This window comes from Sinorhizobium alkalisoli (genome assembly GCF_008932245.1).
Taxonomy (GTDB): Bacteria; Pseudomonadota; Alphaproteobacteria; order Rhizobiales; family Rhizobiaceae; genus Sinorhizobium; species Sinorhizobium alkalisoli.
In genome coordinates this window covers 1,463,671-1,481,568 of the sequence record NZ_CP034910.1, presented here as the reverse complement: position 1 = coordinate 1,481,568, position 17,898 = coordinate 1,463,671, and the positions used below count along the sequence as shown (strand labels likewise).

Below are 17,898 nucleotides of genomic sequence, written 5' to 3'. Positions count from 1 at the left end.
CCAGCAGCGTCCGCTTTCGACAAAGGCATGGAACAAATTGCCAGATCGCGAATTGGATATTGCATCGCTCCCGGTAGCGGGAGCGACAAATCTAGTCCCCCTTTTGCTCATTGGCGGTGCCTGAAATCCAGGCGCCGCCATTTTACATCCGGAGACTGCTCGACGCTCCCGACAAATGGAACCATTTGGGGTGCCACAGGTTGGGTTTCACTGAAATCTTCTTGAGGAAGGAGCACCGGTGAAGGTTCTCTACGGCCTCGCCATCGCGCTGATCGTGCTTGCGGCGGCGGCCGTCGCCTATGCCGTGAGCCCGCGTGCGCTCGACGCCGTCGATCGTCCAGATCCGCAGAGCTTCGACCGCGCCACGGTTGCACATGGCGAGCGCCTGGCGCTGATTGGAAACTGCGCGGAATGCCATACGGCCGAGCGAGGCGGAGCCTATGCAGGCGGCCGGCCGATCCCCACCCCACTCGGCACCATCTATTCGACGAACATCACGCCGGACCCGGAGACCGGCATAGGCACCTGGTCACACGAAGCCTTCCGCCGCGCGATGCATGAGGGGCTCGACAGAGAAGGGCGGCACCTCTACCCCGCCTTTCCGTATCATCATTTTACCAAGGTGATGCCGGAGGACGTCGATGCCCTCTATGCCTATCTCATGTCCCGCGAACCGGTGCGCAACCAGCCGCTTGAAAACGAGCTGAGATTTCCGTTCAACCTCCGCCCGCTGCTGGCCGGCTGGAAGCTTCTTTATCTGGACAATGAACGCTTTGCCGGTCTGCCCGATGCGGACGAGAAGGTGAACCGGGGCGCATATCTGGTGCAGGGGCTGGGACATTGCGGCGGATGCCACACCCCGCGCAACGCTCTTCAGGCCGAAAAAGCGGACGAGTTCCTGCGGGGCGAGGTCACCGAAAACTGGTATGCGCCCGCAATCGCAGGCGACGTTCCGGCAGCGGTAAAGTGGAACGAGGCGCAACTGGCCGACTACCTAGCGGGCCGGTGGGTTGAAGAGCACGGCGTCGCTCTCGGCGCAATGGCGCCTGTCGCTCACAATCTCTCGCGCGTTCCCGACGAGGACGTCGCAGCGATCTCAGCCTACATCGCGTTGCTCATGGAGGGCGACGAAGCCGAGACCGATGCCGAGATCACCGGCGCCGTCGGCGAACCGCGTGATGGCGAGGATATCGGCGCGTTGATCTATGCCGGCGCTTGCGCGATCTGCCACGAAGCGAGCCCCTCGCCTTTCGCCGCCGGTTTGCCTTTGGCCCATAGCACGTCGATCCGCATACCCACGCCCTTGAATTCGGTCCGGATCATAGAGGACGGCGTCAAGCCACCCGAAGGTCGGCCGGGCCGCCATATGCCGGGATTTGCCGGCGCCTTGACAGACGACCAGATGGTGGCGCTCGCCACCTATCTGCGCGGGCGGTTCACCGGGCTCGAGCCCTGGACGGACGTCGACGACGTCGTCGCCAGGAGAATGCGGTTCGGGTCACGTGCGGGGGAACAAACAGCCGAAGCGGAGTGAGAGAATGATCACGCTTAATGTGAACGGCAGCACGTTCGATACCGACAGCGCGCCGGAGACGCCACTCCTTTACGTTCTGCGAAACGAGATGGAACTTAACGGTGCGAAGTTCGGCTGCGGGCTGGGCCAGTGCGGCTCCTGCACGGTGCTCGCCGACGGCCACCCCATCTTTTCTTGCCTGACGCCCATCGCCGTGCTTGCCGGGCGGGAGGTCACGACGCTCGAAGGCCTCGGCTCTATCGACAGCCCCGGCCCGGTGCAAAAGGCTTTCATCGACGAACAGGCCGCGCAATGTGGCTACTGCATTCCCGGCATGATCATGCGGGCGCATGCCCTTCTCTTGGAGAATTCCGCGCCCGACGAAACGACCATCCGCGCGGCCCTCGAGCCCTCTCTCTGCCGCTGCGGAACGCATATGCGGATCCTGCGCGCCGTGCACCGGGCGAGCGAAAGCTTTCAGCAACAAACATCCTCCGCAGGGGAGCCTGGCCAATGACCGCCCTTGATCACCTGGAACTGTCGCGCCGCTCGCTTCTCAAGGGCGGCGGTGCGCTGGTCCTCTATTTCTCGATTTCGCCCGGCCGGCTCACGGCCCAGGAAGGCGCGCCGACCGCTGCTCCCTCGCCCGCCAAGCTTCCAGGAAGCCTTTCCGATTTTCCTTTCCTCGATTCCTGGATACGCATCGACAACGACGAAAGCATCACGGTCTTCACCGGCAAGGCCGAACTCGGTCAGGGCATCCGCACAGCCCTCAGCCAGATCGCGGCGGAACAGCTCAAGGTCGACTTTTCGCATATCAGGCTCCTCACCGCCGATACGGCGCAAACGCCCGACGAAGGCTACACGGCCGGCAGCCAATCCATGCAACATAGCGGCACCGCTATTTTGCATGCCGCAGCACATCTGCGCCGGATGATGATCGGTCTGGCGGCCGAGGAGATGGGTGTCGCGGCCGGCGATCTCGAGGTTGAGGACGGTGCTGTCGTCAGCAGTTCCGGCGAAAGGCGAAGCTACGGGCAACTGGTCAGCGGGCAGTCGCTTCATGTGACGGTGAACGATCAGACCGGCTTCTTCGAACCGGGGAATTACACGATTATGGGGCAGCCGGTGCCGCGCGTCGATATTCCGGGCAAAGTCACCGGCGAGCCGTCCTATGTGCACGACCTGAGACTTGAGGGCATGGTGCATGCCCGCATCGTGCGTCCGCCGAGACGCGGCATGCGTCTTGCCGACCTCGATACGTCGCAGATAGACGACATGCCGGGCGTGATCAGGGTGGTGCGGGACGGCAACTATCTCGGCGTAATCGCGGAAGGAGAGTTCCAGGCGATTAAGGCGATGCAGGCGCTTCAAACGGCCGCGCAGTGGGAAGGTGGCGCCTCGTTGCCCTCCGAAAGCGACATCTATGATCATCTGATGCAGTTGCCGGCGGAGAGCAGCGTGATCAGCGGACCGGAAACCGCCGTGCCGCCGCCTGACGGCGCGAAGCTCGTTGAGGCTACTTATACACGGCCCTACCAGATGCACGGATCGATAGGCCCGTCCTGTGCGGTGGGGCTCTTCCAGAATGGTCAGCTCACCATCTGGAGCCATACCCAAGGCGTCTACCCGGATCGTGCGGCGATCGCCGAGATGGTCGGCATGGAGGAGGCAGCCGTGCGGCTTATCCATATGGAGGGCGCGGGTTGCTACGGTCATAATGGCGCGGACGATGCGGCAGCCGATGCGGCCCTGCTGGCACGCGCCGTGCCCGATCGCCCGGTCCGCATCCAATGGATGCGTGATCACGAGCATCAATGGGAACCCTATGGCTCGGCCATGATCGTGCGTGCGAATGGCTCCGTTTCTGCGACAGGCGACATATCGAGCTGGAACTACGAAGTCTGGAGCAATCCGCATACCACGAGGCCGGGCCCGGCAGGCAACCTTTTGCCGGCCCAGCTCATATCCAACGCCTTCGAGCCGGAAGCGCCCACCAACATCCCGCAACCGGCCGGCGGAGCCGACCGAAATGCGATTCCACCCTATAGAATTCCGAACGCGCGCGTGGTCGAACACTTCATCAGCGAGATGCCGCTGCGCACATCGGCCCTGCGCTCCCTCGGGGCCTATATGAACGTCTTCGCGCTGGAGAGCTTCATGGACGAACTGGCGCTTGCCGCCGCGGTGGATCCGGTGGAGTTCCGGCTTGCCCGGCTCGAGGATCCGCGGGCGCGCGAAGTCGTGACGACGGCCGTACAGGCGTTCGATTGGGATGGTTGGGAGCGGAGACCCGGGCGCGGGCGCGGCCTTGCCTACGCCCGCTACAAGAATCTCGCCGCCTATTGCGCCGTTGCCATCGACGTGGAAGTGGATCGCGCAACCGGGCACATCAGGCTTGGCCGGGCGGTTGCCGCCTGCGACAGCGGCCAGGTGGTCAATCCGGACGGCATTCGCAACCAGATCGAAGGCGGGCTCGTGCAGTCGGCGAGCTGGACGCTTTTCGAGCAGGTGCTTTTCAATTCGGAAGGAGTCCGATCGGCCGACTGGGCAGGCTATCCGATCATGCGTTTCCCGTCGGTGCCGGAGACGGTGGAAGTCCATGTCATCGACCGGCCGGGCGAGCCTTTTCTCGGCACCGGCGAGGCCTCCCAGGGGCCCGCAGCAGCAGCGATCGCCAATGCCGTGGCGGACGCGATCGGTGTCCGAATCCGAGACCTGCCGCTCCAGCCCGAGCGCGTGCGTGCCGCTACGCAGGCCTGAACGGCAATCCGTCTGCCTCGCGGTTCCGCAAATCCGGAACATCGGAGAGAGATTTCGATTCGACCAAGTATGGCGACACGAGCGAAGCAGGTGATCCGGATGTCAGCGAACCCAAGACCTACGGATTTTTCGGTCCGGCCCGTCCTCGTCGGGGCAGCACTGGTCGTTGGCGGTCTGCTGATTTGGGAACTGCGGCATTTCCTCATGCTTGTCTTCGCCGCTGTCCTGCTGGCCATCGCGCTCAGCGCCTTCTCGCAATTCATCAGGACCTGGCTCGGGACCGGCTGGAACCTGTCTCTGTTCGTCTCCGCGGCCGTGATCGTTGCGGCCATCGCGGGTTTCAGCTTCCTTCTCGGCTCTCAGATCGGCGGCGAAATAACGCAGTTAGCAGAGCGCGCTCCGGAGTTGGCCGTTTCGGCCGGCAACTGGCTTGGTCTTGAAGACCCGCTGGAATGGCTCGAGCAGCAAGCGCGCGGCGTTTTTCGGAACTTCAGCCTATTGAGCGGTATATCGGGGCTTTCGACTGTCATTTATTCGTCCCTGGTCGAGACGCTTTTGGTCGTGGCCGGGGCGATATATCTCGCCGCCCGGCCCAGGAGCTATCGTGAAGGCTTTCTCAAGCTGCTACCGGGTAGGTGGCGAAACAGGGCCGGCAAGACCATCGCTTCGGCCGAGGACGCTCTCCGGGTATGGTTGCTCGGGCAGTTCCTCGCCATGGCCGCGGTGGGCCTCGCAACGACGCTGGGGCTGCTGGCTCTCGGTATTCCCTCGGCGGTGGCTCTCGGATTCCTGGCCGGGGTGCTCGAATTCGTGCCGTATGTCGGTCCGGTCCTCAGCGCAGTACCGGCGGTTGCACTCGGGCTGGTAGAGGGGCCGACCAAGGCGCTGCTCGTGTTCGCGCTCTACTTCGCTATCCAGCAGGCAGAGGGCCTGCTGCTTGCCCCACTGATCCAGCGCAAGGCCGTCGATCTCGCGCCTGCTCTGGCCATTTTCGCGATCGTCGCCTTCGGAATCGTCCTTGGCCCGATGGGGGTGGTTCTTGCCGCCCCGCTGACCGTTTTGTCGGTGGTCCTGGTGAAGACGCTTTGGTTACGCGAGGACGACGACCGTTCTCGCGCCGAGGCACCATCTGAGCAAGCGGAGCTTGAAAGGTCGGCGGGAAGTTAAATTTGCCGGCACAGGCTTCCGATACAAAAGCAGTTGCCGTGAATTTCCGACTACCGCCCATCCGCAGCGATCACCGCGGAGGTACGCGTACTGCGGCAGCGCCTGCTCGCGACCGGGTCATTTCCAATAATAGGGATAGCCGTAGTAGTCGTGGTAGCGCGTTTCATAGGCGCGATCGATCGATTCACCCGGGAGATACTCCGGCGCATTGCGTATCTGGTCGCGCGTAAGGTTGATGTCCACGGTCTGGGTGGCCCAGATCACGTCGGTCAAGGACGCCGGCGAAATCAACACCTTCTTGCCAGGCCACCAATTCACCGTATCCACGGCGATGTAACGGATCGCCCAGGCATCGGTGTCGACGACCAGGTCCTCCACATGACCGATGTCGCCATCCGTTGCGTTGACGTAATAGCCGGTGACTTCGTTCGCGGATCGCAGATGCGGATCGCCCTCTCCTCGCACATCGGCCGCCTGTTCTTCCTCGTATTCGGGAGTCGGCGCCGGCACGACCGGAGCCCTGGCGCCGGGCGCAAAATAGGTGTGAGGCCCCCAATAGGGGTGCCAGCCATAGTGATCGTAGACGCTGCTTTCCTGCTGGCGCGAGACGGGTGCATCGACATCGATCTCAGGACTGTCCTTGACCTGTTGCTTCGTCACGTTGACGGACAGAAGCCGTCCAATGGAGTCTGACGATAGAATCGCCGATGGCGGCAAGAGCACCTTTCGCCCGGTGAACACCAAGCCCGTCTCGACGACGAACCAGCGAACGGTCCAGTTCTGGTCGTTGAATAGAAGATCGCCGATGGTACCGATCGAGCCGTCGGTGGCATCGATGCCACAGCCCTTCATGTCGGATGCGCTCCATAGCATTGTCTTGCTCCTCGATGTTCTGGCGCCGTGCACCGCTTCAGGCGCTCAAGAGTCGCATTTTGAATCGGCGCATCGAACTTTCCGGAAACCGGTTTCGATTTTCGGGTCGATGCGCTAGCGCCTCTTTGTCGTCGTGGGGCGATTCCGGTCCGTCTGCTTTGCGACGCGATCGGCTTGCACCTCGGTCTCGTAGGGCGAGGGCTCCCCGTCTTGGAGGTCGCCCGCGTCCGCGACGCGCTTTCTACCGATCTCCGATTTGGGTTTCGGGATTGGCTGCGGGGTTGCTTCGGATTCCTTCCACACCTCTTTCGGCTCGGTCAGTTCCTCGCTGTTGGGGCGCGCCTTCTGGCGCTCACGCCTGGTTTCGGTCCCTGTCGATTTGGTGAGGTCCGGCTGGTGCTGTTGCGTTTTTCCCTGGCGCGGCATGGTCCACTCCCATTCTCAAAGCGCTAACGAACTTGGTTGCCAATAGTTCCGGTCCCTGGCCGTGGCGATCTCTCGGAGTGAAGGAACAGAACGGTCTGGCGTCGGTTGGAAGTCACGACGCCGGTTCCGGGAGATCAGGACAACCAGACTGCGAGAGCGGTCGCCGCGAAGGAGATAATCATGACATCCCAGTACGTCGAGGGTTGGCCGCAGCTATCCCGCGAGGCTGCCCAGTTGGTGATCGATCGTTATGGAGAACCGGACGAGGCGACGGAGACCCAACTCGTTTGGCACCAGCCTGGGCCGTGGAAGCGGGTCGTCGCGACTCGGGTGTTCTTTGACCACGATTTCCCGGCTCCGCAGATTCGGTGGAATCCGTGATCGACTACCGCGTTCCGCCGTAGAAGGTCTCGGACCTTGCTGCTTTCGATGGCAGCTTGATCGTGGATGATTGGGTCGAGTTCTACAATCCTGTTTCATAACGCCCATCTTTCTATGTTGTTGAAGGGAATAGATTTTCCTGATCTGGAGGCGATCCCGTGGGGTATCTAGGGTTCTGTCGGGCGCGATGAACGATTTGTTGCGCTCGCGAAGTGGCGAGTTTTGACCGGCTGAAGATCCACGGACCGTCCGGCAAGGGATGAACGCCTTCGATCTCGCCGGCCTCTGCGGCTAGCCTCAACGTCTTTGGCGCGACCCCGAGCAACCGCGCCGCATCGCCCAGATTAAGCCAGGGCTCGATCCCGTCTGACTGCGGGCGAAAGACCGGAATCTTGCGGTATGACCGCAGTGCGGTGACCCGCTCGCGGGTCCAGCGATTGCCATTGCCGGTCATCAATCCATTGCGGTTGAGGACCCCGGCAATCACATCGTCGTTGGCGATGAGGACGAGTTGCCGCACCGCCTCAATGATGTCGTCGGGCGTGGCGTTTCGTTGCCCGCGATGCCGCTTCGGCAAGCGCAGTTCCGTGTGGATCCCGCCAACCCAATGGATGACGAGGACGATCTCCGAGGTCATATCGTCGAGATCGGCGATCACTTCATGAATAACCGTGCGCACGATGCGTTTCTTGAGCCTTGCATCGGTCGCTGGCGCTGCCCAGACGGTGCGAAGGCTCCCCGCAAGCGCTGCCATCTCCAATGTCGACATAGGCGTTGATTGTGGCGTCGCGGCTTGGTGGCTGGCGATCTTACTCTCCATCTCGCTGACGCGCGTGAGCGCCTTGTTCCAGCGCGCCTCAAGCTCCGACGTCACCAGCCGGTTCTCAGGATCAGCCGCGTCGTATTGCCGGAATGCCCGGTCGGCGGCGTAGCGTGCTGCCTCAAGATCGCGTAGGAGGGCGTCCTGGACCTGGTCGCGTTGGCTGGCCCTATTGCGCTCTGCTTCGACGGCGGCCGCGATGGCTCCCGGTTCGACCACCCCGAGCAGCGCCTCTTCGATCGCGTCATCGACCCGCAGGCCGCCGAAAGCGATGCAACGTGGCTCGCCATTGTCGAGCAGCCCTCGCCAGCAGGAGTAGCGCGGGATGTTATGGTTGGCCCCTGTGTATCGGACCGTCAGCTTCCGGCCGCATCTTTTGCAGCGGAAAAGACCGGCAAGCAGAGCGTCGCCATGCTTGGGCGCTCCATGATGGCGGCTGGCCGGTACATTGTCGCTGACCATCTTGCGGATCGCCTCCGCCCGTTCCCAACTGACGTAACCTTCGTGCGCATCCGGGATCAAGGCCAGCCATTCATCACGCGCCTTGCGACGAATTCCAGATCGGCCACCGTATCCCGGCACGGAACGACTCTTACCATAAGCATAAGCGCCGCCGTAGATCGGGTTCGCAATCATCCGGTGGATGGTCGCATAGTTGGGTCTGCGCCAGATGGCATCACCATTGGCGCGCCTGACCGGCAGATCCAACCCATGTTCGAGGAACCACAGCAGCGCCTGTCGTGCACTGCCGAGTTCGGCGACCTTGTTGAAGACGAGTGCAATGGCTTCCTGGATGCGCCGATCGGGATCTTTCTCGATCCTGTCGCCAACCTTCAAAAAGCCGACCGGGACCGTGACGACAAGCTCTCCGCGGCGGGCCTTCTCGTAGCGGGCGGAAAGGGAACGCTGACGCAAGAGATCGAGCTCATACTCGTTGAGGCTGCCCTTCAGGCCCAAGAGCAGCCGGTCATTGCCCTGGCGTGGGGCGTAAACCGCTTCCTGGTCGATCAGAACGGTATCAACGACGCGGCACATCTCGATGAGCTGCTGCCAATCGCGGCTGTTGCGGGCAAATCGCGACACCTCTCGTGCGGCCACAGCGCCCACCTTGCCGAGGCAGACCTCGGCGACCATTCGGTCGAAACCGGCACGGGTCACGCCTCCGGCCGCCGAACGACCAAGATCGTCATCCACCGTCTCAATGCGCGACCACCCAAGTGCTGTCAGCCGGTCGCGCATGGCGTATTGAAGAGCGCTGCTTTCGCGATTGTGCAGAACCTGAGAAACAGACGACTGTCGGACGTACAGGATGGCCTTGCGCTCCAGATGGTGTGGCCCGATCTTCTCATGCATCATGACCGGCCTCCTTCCGTTGAGAGGCGCGTCCGCCGTTTGCGTGGTCGATGAGCAGGCGCACCATGAGCGCCGTCAGGGCCTGGCGCGTCCCTTCCGGCAACTCCTGCCATTGCGGCATCGCCGCTGTCCTCCCGCTGTGTAGACCCGAGAACAGATCGAACTGATATGTCATGAACTGGCGTGGCATGGACATCTCTCCGACTCGCTTCGTGAGAGACCGATGCTGCGCTCATCTTGGCCGATTGTGATGGGCCGCCTGCCTCTTCAAGCAACCCGGCCAAAGATTGCAGGCAGGCAAGTTCAACATGCGCAAACGGCATGGTGCGCCAATTCGCACTCAGAGACCGATCGAACATCCATGCTGGTACTTCCAGAGATCTGCCAGAGGAAGCGCCGGAAAGGCTGCAACGGAAAACAGCGGTTCCCTTCGCGAGCACCTCATGAATATGAACGGGCCGCCCAAACCAGGGATGCCACGGATATAACAGCTCGCGAACTTCCGTCCCGTGGGTGTTCCGTTGTTTCGTTGTAAGACAATGTCTTACCTGAAGAATTGAAAAATCGCCCGGCCACGTGTCCTCCGAAGCCGGGCGATTTTCCTTCTCGCGCATCAGTGGCGCCCTGTTGGCGAAGCGGCGCCAGTGCCTTCAAACGACGCAAGTCACGCCGATGCCTTGATAAAGGACGCCTCCGAAGTGGATTTTCCATCGGATGCCGGCAACTGGTAAACGGTGGCCGCTCCTTCCGTCTTGTCGAGATATTGCATGAGCGCGGTGACGAGGTGATAGAAGATGGAGGCCGGGACTTCGGTTGCGACGCTTCTGCCCTTTTCGTCGATGCGGTCGATCCACATGCCGAGCGGCGCTGGATCGATATGCCAGCGGAACAGGTGGCCGACACGAGCCTCGATCTCTGGCTTGAGGTCCGGTCCCCCGGTGCCGTCGAGGGCAACAGCGGCCTTTACCGCCTCAGCCTGCGGCCAACTCCGTGAGCCGAGATCGAGCGGCAGGCCGGAGCGCGACACGGCACCATAGGCCAACCCCGTCGAGCGGTTGAGCCCGTTGGCAATCGCGGAGGCGTAGAGCTTTCTGGCGAAAGCGATCAGATCCGCCTGGCCGCTCTTGCCGGCAAACTCGACCAGTAGCGACGCCCATTCGAAATGATGGCCCGGCTCCGTCCATTGTCCCTGCTCGCCTGCCGCCGGCTTCCAGGCGTTGTCGAAATATTCGCCGATGGTCCAGCTTTCGGCATCGAAGAAGTGGCTGCGGAACAGGTCGATGATACGTGCGGCCCGGCGCAAGTAGCCGCGCTCGCCGGTGGCCGTGTACCAGGCCAGGAAAGCCTCGAGCAGATGCATATGAGGGTTGGTCCGGCGCAGTTCGGTGCCGTCGGAAGTTTCCAGAAAACCGGTGAGGCGCTCATCCTCCAGATGCGCATCGAGAAAGGCCAAGGTCTCCTGGCCGAGCCGCAGCGCGTCCGGATTGCCTGCCTGATGAGCATGCGCCAGCGCCAGGAGTACGCAGGCGTGGTCATAGGCATCTTCGCAAGCGTCGGCGATGGCGCCGTCGACATGAAGCACCCGAGCCCAACCTCCGCTTTCGGTGCGCCCTTTGCCCATGAATGCGAGGCCGTGGGCAATCAGCCGGTCCGCGTCTCCATCCCAGCCGCGCAATTTCGCCACGGAAAAGGCATAGACCTGTCGGGCCATGGTGCGCATGCGTTTTGGCTTCGTCAAAGGCGCAGCCTCGAAGCTCAATGCCTCATGGAAGCCGCCATGGCGCTCGTCGACGCCCATGGTCGACCAGAGCGGCAGCGTCTCCTCCAACAGCCAATGCGCGACACGCTGCCGCCAGGCGCCCGGCAGCATTACCCGGTCATGCGCTGGTGTGAACTTGGTCTCCAGGCGACCGCACTTTTCCAACTGCTCGACGATCCGCTTGACCTCCTGGCTCTTCGCCACCGGTGCCACGAACGTCGCGTCGGCCGTTGCCACGATCGCAATGTCCCTAAGTCCGATCACCGAAAGCAGGCGTCCCTGGCTGCGCAGGTAAGCGTGCTCGCAATCGATGGCCACCACATCGCCAACCGCCACATTGCCATTCGCGTCCGTCGGGCTGACGTCGAGGAGGGATTGCCAGGAGCCGAGATCGCTCCAGCGGAAGCCGGCCGGCACCATCGCGATGCCGCTGGCGTTCTCCATGATCGCATAGTCGATCGAGACCGAAGGAATTGCAGAATAGAGCCCGTGCGGCAGATATGTACCCGAAACTTCTCTCGCCGCCGCCGCGAAGGCACGCACAGCCGCTTCCCAGATTTCGGGCCGGTGGCTACGGAACGCTGCGCGCATGGCGCCGGCGCGGAACAGGAAAATGCCCGCGTTCCAGAAGAAGGTTCCAGACTCCACATAGGCTTTTGCGGTCTCGAGGTCCGGCTTTTCGACGAAGCGCGCGACATCGCGGACATCACCCTCCCCTCTCGCCTCGATATAGCCGTAGCCGGTCTCCGGCTGGCTGGGCGTGATTCCGAAGACGACGAGCCTACCGGCGTTTGCAGCCGACGTGCCCTTTTCCACGGTTTCCCAAAACTGCTTTTCGGTCGCGATCTCGTGGTCAGAGGGAACAACCAGGACGAGACCGTCGCCGTAGGTTGCGATCGTTTCGATGGTCGCCACCGCCACTGCCGCCGCCGTATTGCGGCCGACCGGCTCGAAGATCGCCCGGCCGCCCGCGAGATCTATGCCAGCCATGTCCGCCCGCACCCGCTCGGCATGGCGTTCGGAGGCGATCAGGTGGATTGGCGTTTCGCCCTCTGGCCGGGCCTTCAGGCGCTGGACAGTGCTGACCAGCATCGAACCGTGTCCGGCCAGATCATGGAATTGCTTCGGATTATCCTCGCGCGACAGCGGCCAAAGCCGCGAGCCGACGCCACCGCTCATCACGAAACAGGAGATCCGTTCCGCCATTTACCCGTCTCCTTCGCTTTGCTGCCGGCCTGGGCCGAACCACGCGCGATTTCCTCGTCCGCTCTAAATTGTCTGGTTATAGGCGCCGACCTCCGCATGCTCCCGGAGCACGCCATCGACCGCCTCGAACATGGCCCGCTGGCGCGCTTCCGAGACCGGGCTTTCCACCACCACGACGAGTTCCGGTTTGTTGGATGAAGCCCGGACCAATCCCCAGGTGCCGTCCTCGGCCACCACGCGCACGCCGTTGACGGTCACGAGGTCGACGATCTTCTGCCCGGCGACCGGCAACCCGTCGCGCTGCATCGTGCGAAACCGCTCCACAATGCGCTCGACGACGGCGTATTTCACGTCATCGCCGCAGTGCGGTGACATGGTCGGCGAGCCCCAGGTCATCGGCAGCGCCCGGTAGAGCTCAGCCATGCTCTTGTCCGGACTGCGGTCGAGCATCTCGCAGACAGCGATCGCCGTGATCAGCCCGTCGTCGTATCCGCGTCCCAGCGGCGGATTGAAGAAGAAGTGCCCCGACTTCTCGAAGCCCGCGATGGCGCCAAGTTCGGCGACCCGGCGTTTGATGTAGGAATGACCTGTCTTCCAGTAGTCAGTGCGAGCGCCGCTTGCATTCAGCACCGGATCGGTGGCGAACAGTCCGGTCGACTTGACGTCGACCACGAAATTCGAGCCGGGATGCAAGGCGGAGATATCCCTCGCCAGCATCACGCCGACCTTATCGGCGAAGATCTCGTTACCCTCATTGTCGACCACGCCGCAGCGGTCCCCGTCGCCATCGAAACCCAGCCCGACATCGGCGCCGCTCTCCAGCACTTTGTCCCGGATGGCATGAAGCATCGCCATGTCCTCGGGATTGGGATTGTAGCGCGGAAAGGAGTAGTCGAGTTCGCAGTCGAGCGGGATCACCTCGCAGCCGATCCGCTCCAGCACATCAGGTGCAAAGGCGCCGGCTGTACCGTTGCCGCAGGCAGCCACGACCTTGAGCGGCCGGCCGATGCGCCTGCCGCGGGTGAGATCGTCGATGTAGCGCCGGCGGAAGTCCGCAATGCATGTATAGGCGCCGCCGCCGATCAGGTCGAAGTCGCCCTCCAGGACGATCCTTCTGAGTTCCGCCATCTCGTCCGGGCCGAATGTGAGCGGCCGGGCCATCCCCATCTTGACCCCGGTCCAGCCATTTTCATTGTGCGAGGCTGTCACCATCGCGACCGATGGCACATCGAGGGCGAACTGTGCAAAATACGCCATCGGCGATAGCGCTAGACCGATGTCGTTGACCCGGGCGCCCGCCGCCATGAGTCCGCAGACCAAGGCCAGCTTGATGCCAAGCGAATAGGCGCGGAAATCATGCCCCGTCACGATATCCGGTCCAATGCCTGAGCGCCGGATGAAGGTGCCGAGCCCCATGCCCAGTGCCTGTACCCCCATGAGGTTCAATTCCGACGGCTTACCGTCGTCCGGACGGCCGAACCACCATCGCGCATCATATTCCCGAAAGCCGCTCGCCTTGATCAGTGGACTGGTCTCAACGGCAAATCTGTCGGGCATGGCTTCAGCCTCTGGCTCAGACACCCGTTCTGGTTCGATACGAAGAAAATTCACCTGCACACCTCGCGACCGTCGGCTGCTGGGAACGATTGGAAGATCGTGGTTGCGGCAGTCCCGGTTAATCCCGGGCTCCGAGCTCGACAGGAAACATCTCGCTGAGCTTGTAAGCCACCTCGGTCCGGTTGGTGGCCTTCAGCTTTTTCATGATATTGCGAATGTGGACCTTGACTGTGCTCTCGCGCAGATTGAGCTTATAGGCGATGATCTTGTTGGCCTTGCCGCATCGGAGTTCGCGGATGACCTCTTCCTGGCGCTGCGTGAACATCCCAGCCATGGGCCGTCGCGCCAGTGTTCCGCCTGAGTCCATGACCTTGTGGGTGGCAAGCACGCTACTCGCGGGAACGAAGATACCTCCGGCGCGTGCCAACTTGACCGCTTCCACGCAGACGTCGAAACCAATCGTGGTTGGAATATAGCCCTTCACCCCGCACTCCAGTGCCTTGAGAATCTGAGCCAATTCGTCGGTGTCGGCGAGGACCACGACAGGTGTGGGTCGAAACTCCACGACCAGGCCGGCAATCTCTGCGGCGATATTTGGATCGGTGACCTTCCGGCCGCCTATATTCACGAGGACTGCCGCAATGGGGGGGTGGACAGCCCCGTCTTTTCGCCATTCTTCCGTCGATCCGAAGGCCAGGACCTCCAGACCCACGCCGTACGATACGAGGCATTGGGCCAGGCATTCCCTATCGAGCGTGCGGTGGTCGAGGAGGAGCAGAACCGCATCGGTTACCGCCCTGTCGCATGTTTCACCGGCGGCATCGTCAGATATGGATCCATTTAACGCGCTAATCGCGGAATTCTCGTAAGTTGGGGCAATTGAATGCATGATAAGACTCCCCGCCACGCTACGCAGGCGCAAACAACCGAGGGGACTGAACCGAACGGCGAGTCGGGTCACCGTTTCATAATAAAATTTTTGTGAATGGCGCCGAAGCGGAGCCATTTACGAATATCAGATCGAACGATAGTGCCTAAACGAGGGTGGTGTATTAACCTATGTTAAGAATGCCGAATCTTAATATCGATGCTTTATGTCGATTTTGTCTCGGTTTCATCGAAATAGTACGTTGTAATTATAGATTAGTATTCTCTATCGGGGGGTGCTGATAATATAACCCCTTTGGTTTAGCTCAAGCTATTGGGCTCTTACTCCGACCCCATGATTAGCCGGGCAATCGGAGGTACCCCGGATCGAAACCTGCGAAACACTCGAGGCCCTGTCTGTTCAGGTAATGAACGGCACCGTGTCGAAATTCAAGATAGCCCCGCTCCCTCAGTTCGCGCAGCATGCGGTTGACGTGGATCGCGGTGAGCCCGAGCGCATCTGCAAGGTCGTACTGGGTCAGCGGACATTCGAACCCAAGCCGCTTTGCGGCATTCGCCATTTCAAGGCGCGTGCCCAACTCGAGGAGCAGGTGAGCCGTCCGGATCAAAGCGCTTCTCCGGCCGAGATTGGTCAAGTGCTGGACCAGAATCGCCCTTTGACGGGCAATCGCTCCCAGAAGGACGGCAGCGAGTTTGGGAGAACGGGCGAGCCCCGCAAGCAATGCCTTGGCAGGCGCCTCGAACGCGGTCAGTTCCGTCTGCGAAATAAATGATTCGGCGGCTTCGCCCTCGAAGGGCCGAGAGGCGACGATCTCTCCCTTCAGCGGAAAATCCAGGATCTGCCGCTCCCCATCTGGAAGCTCGGTGCAGATACAGCCCCAACCGGAATGCACGACGAAGATGCGATCCTGCTCGTCTCCCTGCCGGGCGATTACGGCATGCGACGGGTAGCGCCTCAGAACGAAGCCGAGCGAGCTCAGATAGGCCTTGTCGCAATCGTCGAGTCCTACGCGGAAGACCTGGGCCTCCTGCACCGCAGGAAATGCGTGAGAGGCAAATGTCATTTCCGATGCACCTCTTTCTCTGGGGCATGCATGATACATCGAGTGGAGATCGACGTAAGATTGCCAATCGGGGCTAATGCAAATTCGGTATCTCCCTCCTCTTGGGAGTCTCCATGTAAATGGCTAATATCAACGGCGGACCGAGCCAATCAGTCGATACGAAGCGCCCGGTCTCATCCGCCCCGTTTCGCGTTTACCTTCAAGGAGTTCTGAGGTCGGCTGAACAAAGTTTGACCTGAGGACATGGAGCGCCTGCGCCGGCTCGAAAGGCCAGATGTCGTCTCTCCCGGCAGCGCCCGCGCTATTGCAACTCAGTGATGCCCGACGATGGCGAGAAAAAAGTCCACCAACGGCCACTCGGCGCGGCGCCGGCCCAAGGTCCTCAAGGCCAAGCCGAAAGCGATCGCACTTGCCGCATTGCACATTACGGAATCGCTCTTGCTCGAATTGGAAGCGTCCGAACTGCTGTCATCCAAGGAAATAAGGGGGCTACTCAAAGACGCCATGACGACCCTGCAGAAGGCAGGCCGGCAGGAAGGAATGCGCACTTGCACTGTGGCGAGCGATATCGTGGGATCAATTCGGGACCAATACGCACGATCGCGGCCCTGAACGGCCGTCAACCCCGCGTGGCAGCGCCGTTGCGCGGCGCCCGCTCGGATTTACGAGTCGATATCCGCCATCAGGCGCAGATATGTCTCGGCCACGGCACGCCATGAAAAGGCCTTTGCCCTCTCTCTGCCTTTTTCCACCAGTCGGCAACGGATATCGTCCTCGGTGAGAAGCTGAGAGATTAAATGGACCCAAGCCTCGACGTCATCCGGGTCAGCATAGAAAGCAGCATCGCCGCAAATCTCCGGAAGACAAGGTGACGCCGAGGCGATAAGCGGACATCCAAGCGCCATCGCTTCGACGGCGGGCAAACCAAAGCCTTCGATACGGGAAGGGAAGAGGAAGCACAGCGCTCGCGAAAGCGCCTTGGCCAAGTCGTCGTCACTGACACGCCCCAGCAAACGCAGGTTCGAAGATCCCCGTGGGAGAAATCGCTCCACGAGGGCGGTGTCCAAGTCCCCTGCCATATAGAGGTCAAGGCCCATCCGATCCAATGCCGGAGCGAGCTTCAACAGAAGTTCTACGTTTTTGTATGCCTGGCTCTGGCCGAGGCAAAAGACGAAAGGTCGCCGCCCGACTTCGAGCAAGGACCTCGCCGGTTCCCAGCGCGCCACGTGGTCGCTTCCGTTATAGGTGACAGCGACCTTTTCGAACGGCGCCAAGTGGAAGCCGACGATGTGGTCTCGCGAGAAGTTCGATACGGTGGTGATAGCAGCAGCTCTGCGACCGAGCAGGGGAAGTATCAGCCGGTGCGCCCAACGGAACCCTCGCCCATAGCTCTGAGGCATCAGCCGCGTGTGGAGGTCGTGAATACAGACGATCTGCCGCCTCACCGCCACCGGCGCGAGATTGCAGAAGCTCAGCAGTCCGCCGCTCACGTCAAACGGCAATTGCACCTGCACCCAGAACTGCGGCAATCGCGGTCGGCGGTATTCGCTTACGACGCGCACCGGGATCGACTTCAGGCCGAATTCTCCAGTCGGCTCGCTTGGCGCCACGACAGTAAGCTCAAGCCCATGCGCAAGTGGATGACGTTCAGTGACCAGCGCGTCGAGCGCCATTGTAACTTCTCGCGCATATCGGGCAACACCGGTCGGCCTCAAGGCGAGAAAATCTCCGTTTATCGTCCAGATACGATGCCGGTCGGCGTCGAGTGTCGCCAGTCCATGCGGCGTCCGAGGCAAAGGCGCCGCGGTCATGATTGCGTGGTCAACAGGGTCTGAGCCCCTGACGTCGGTCATGTTTGCCACTCCCCCTCCGAAGACGGCGCGCCGCTCCAACGCAAGAGACAGGTAGAGCTTGGAAGGTAAGGCCGGGGCCTCTCGCTCCGCATGGGCCCCCGGCGAGGGCGGTTCGTCTTCAAAGTGAACCCTTTCACGCGGTCGGGTCCCGTTCACTCTTGATCCCTGCCAAATTAGTTCCATAGGCGCCCACCCGAAACCGACCCATTCGAGGTGCGCCCGGATGGAGACCGCAGCCTGCTCACCGGAAAGTTTAGCGAGGCAATTAGGAGGTT

The 17,898-nt window shown here is 61.7% G+C and carries 14 protein-coding genes; 5 read left to right on the top strand and 9 right to left on the bottom strand.

Annotated elements, in window-relative coordinates:
• Positions 1–238 precede the first annotated feature (238 nt).
• From EKH55_RS24660 to EKH55_RS24645, 4 genes are all read left to right on the top strand, one after another.
• Entirely contained in the window at positions 239–1,534 is a 1,296-nt protein-coding gene (locus EKH55_RS24660; RefSeq protein WP_151613539.1) for a cytochrome c, read from the top strand.
• 4 nt (positions 1,535–1,538) lie between these two features.
• Entirely contained in the window at positions 1,539–2,030 is a 492-nt protein-coding gene (locus EKH55_RS24655; protein ID WP_151613538.1) for a (2Fe-2S)-binding protein, read from the top strand.
• Positions 2,027–4,276 (top strand): xanthine dehydrogenase family protein molybdopterin-binding subunit, encoded by a 2,250-nt coding sequence (locus EKH55_RS24650; protein ID WP_151613537.1) that lies wholly within the window; start codon positions 2,027–2,029, stop codon positions 4,274–4,276. Before EKH55_RS24655 ends, EKH55_RS24650 begins: the two co-directional genes overlap by 4 nt.
• A 99-nt stretch (positions 4,277–4,375) precedes the next feature.
• The gene (locus tag EKH55_RS24645; RefSeq protein WP_151613536.1) at positions 4,376–5,443 is read left to right on the top strand and encodes an AI-2E family transporter; all 1,068 of its coding nucleotides are present in this window, start codon (positions 4,376–4,378) and stop codon (positions 5,441–5,443) included.
• A gap of 117 nt (positions 5,444–5,560) precedes the next feature.
• On the opposite strand, the gene EKH55_RS24640 is transcribed toward EKH55_RS24645, so the two are convergent.
• On the bottom strand, positions 5,561–6,316 hold the full coding sequence (locus EKH55_RS24640) for a PRC-barrel domain containing protein (protein WP_151613535.1): 756 nt from the start codon (positions 6,314–6,316) through the stop codon (positions 5,561–5,563).
• A 114-nt stretch (positions 6,317–6,430) separates the two neighbouring features.
• Positions 6,431–6,742: a hypothetical protein gene (locus tag EKH55_RS24635; protein ID WP_151613534.1), complete on the bottom strand. Its 312-nt coding sequence runs from the start codon at positions 6,740–6,742 to the stop codon at positions 6,431–6,433.
• Positions 6,743–6,922: 180 nt separating this feature from the next.
• Here EKH55_RS24635 and EKH55_RS24630 point away from each other — a divergent pair, with 180 nt between their 5' ends.
• Positions 6,923–7,123, top strand: a complete 201-nt coding sequence (locus tag EKH55_RS24630) for a hypothetical protein (protein ID WP_246231870.1) — start codon at positions 6,923–6,925, stop codon at positions 7,121–7,123.
• Positions 7,124–7,235: 112 nt separating this feature from the next.
• On the opposite strand, the gene EKH55_RS24625 is transcribed toward EKH55_RS24630, so the two are convergent.
• The 7 genes from EKH55_RS24625 to EKH55_RS24595 all read right to left on the bottom strand — a co-directional run bounded on the left by EKH55_RS24625 (position 7,236) and on the right by EKH55_RS24595 (position 17,443).
• Positions 7,236–9,299, bottom strand: coding sequence for a recombinase family protein (locus tag EKH55_RS24625; protein WP_069456400.1), 2,064 nt, complete (start codon positions 9,297–9,299; stop codon positions 7,236–7,238).
• Positions 9,289–9,486, bottom strand: a complete 198-nt coding sequence (locus EKH55_RS24620) for a hypothetical protein (protein WP_069456401.1) — start codon at positions 9,484–9,486, stop codon at positions 9,289–9,291. Before EKH55_RS24620 ends, EKH55_RS24625 begins: the two co-directional genes overlap by 11 nt.
• 474 nt (positions 9,487–9,960) lie before the next feature.
• Positions 9,961–12,261, bottom strand: a complete 2,301-nt coding sequence (locus EKH55_RS24615; protein WP_151613533.1) for an AGE family epimerase/isomerase — start codon at positions 12,259–12,261, stop codon at positions 9,961–9,963.
• Positions 12,262–12,324: 63 nt separating this feature from the next.
• A complete protein-coding gene (locus EKH55_RS24610; RefSeq protein ID WP_192803815.1) occupies positions 12,325–13,818 on the bottom strand; it encodes a phosphomannomutase/phosphoglucomutase in 1,494 nt (497 codons plus the stop codon).
• Between the two features lie 118 nt (positions 13,819–13,936).
• Positions 13,937–14,707, bottom strand: coding sequence for a response regulator transcription factor (locus EKH55_RS24605; protein WP_151613531.1), 771 nt, complete (start codon positions 14,705–14,707; stop codon positions 13,937–13,939).
• A gap of 337 nt (positions 14,708–15,044) precedes the next feature.
• Positions 15,045–15,770, bottom strand: coding sequence for a Crp/Fnr family transcriptional regulator (locus EKH55_RS24600; RefSeq protein ID WP_151613530.1), 726 nt, complete (start codon positions 15,768–15,770; stop codon positions 15,045–15,047).
• Positions 15,771–16,432: 662 nt separating this feature from the next.
• Positions 16,433–17,443 (bottom strand): glycosyltransferase family 4 protein, encoded by a 1,011-nt coding sequence (locus EKH55_RS24595; RefSeq protein WP_246231868.1) that lies wholly within the window; start codon positions 17,441–17,443, stop codon positions 16,433–16,435.
• Positions 17,444–17,898: the final 455 nt, after the last annotated feature.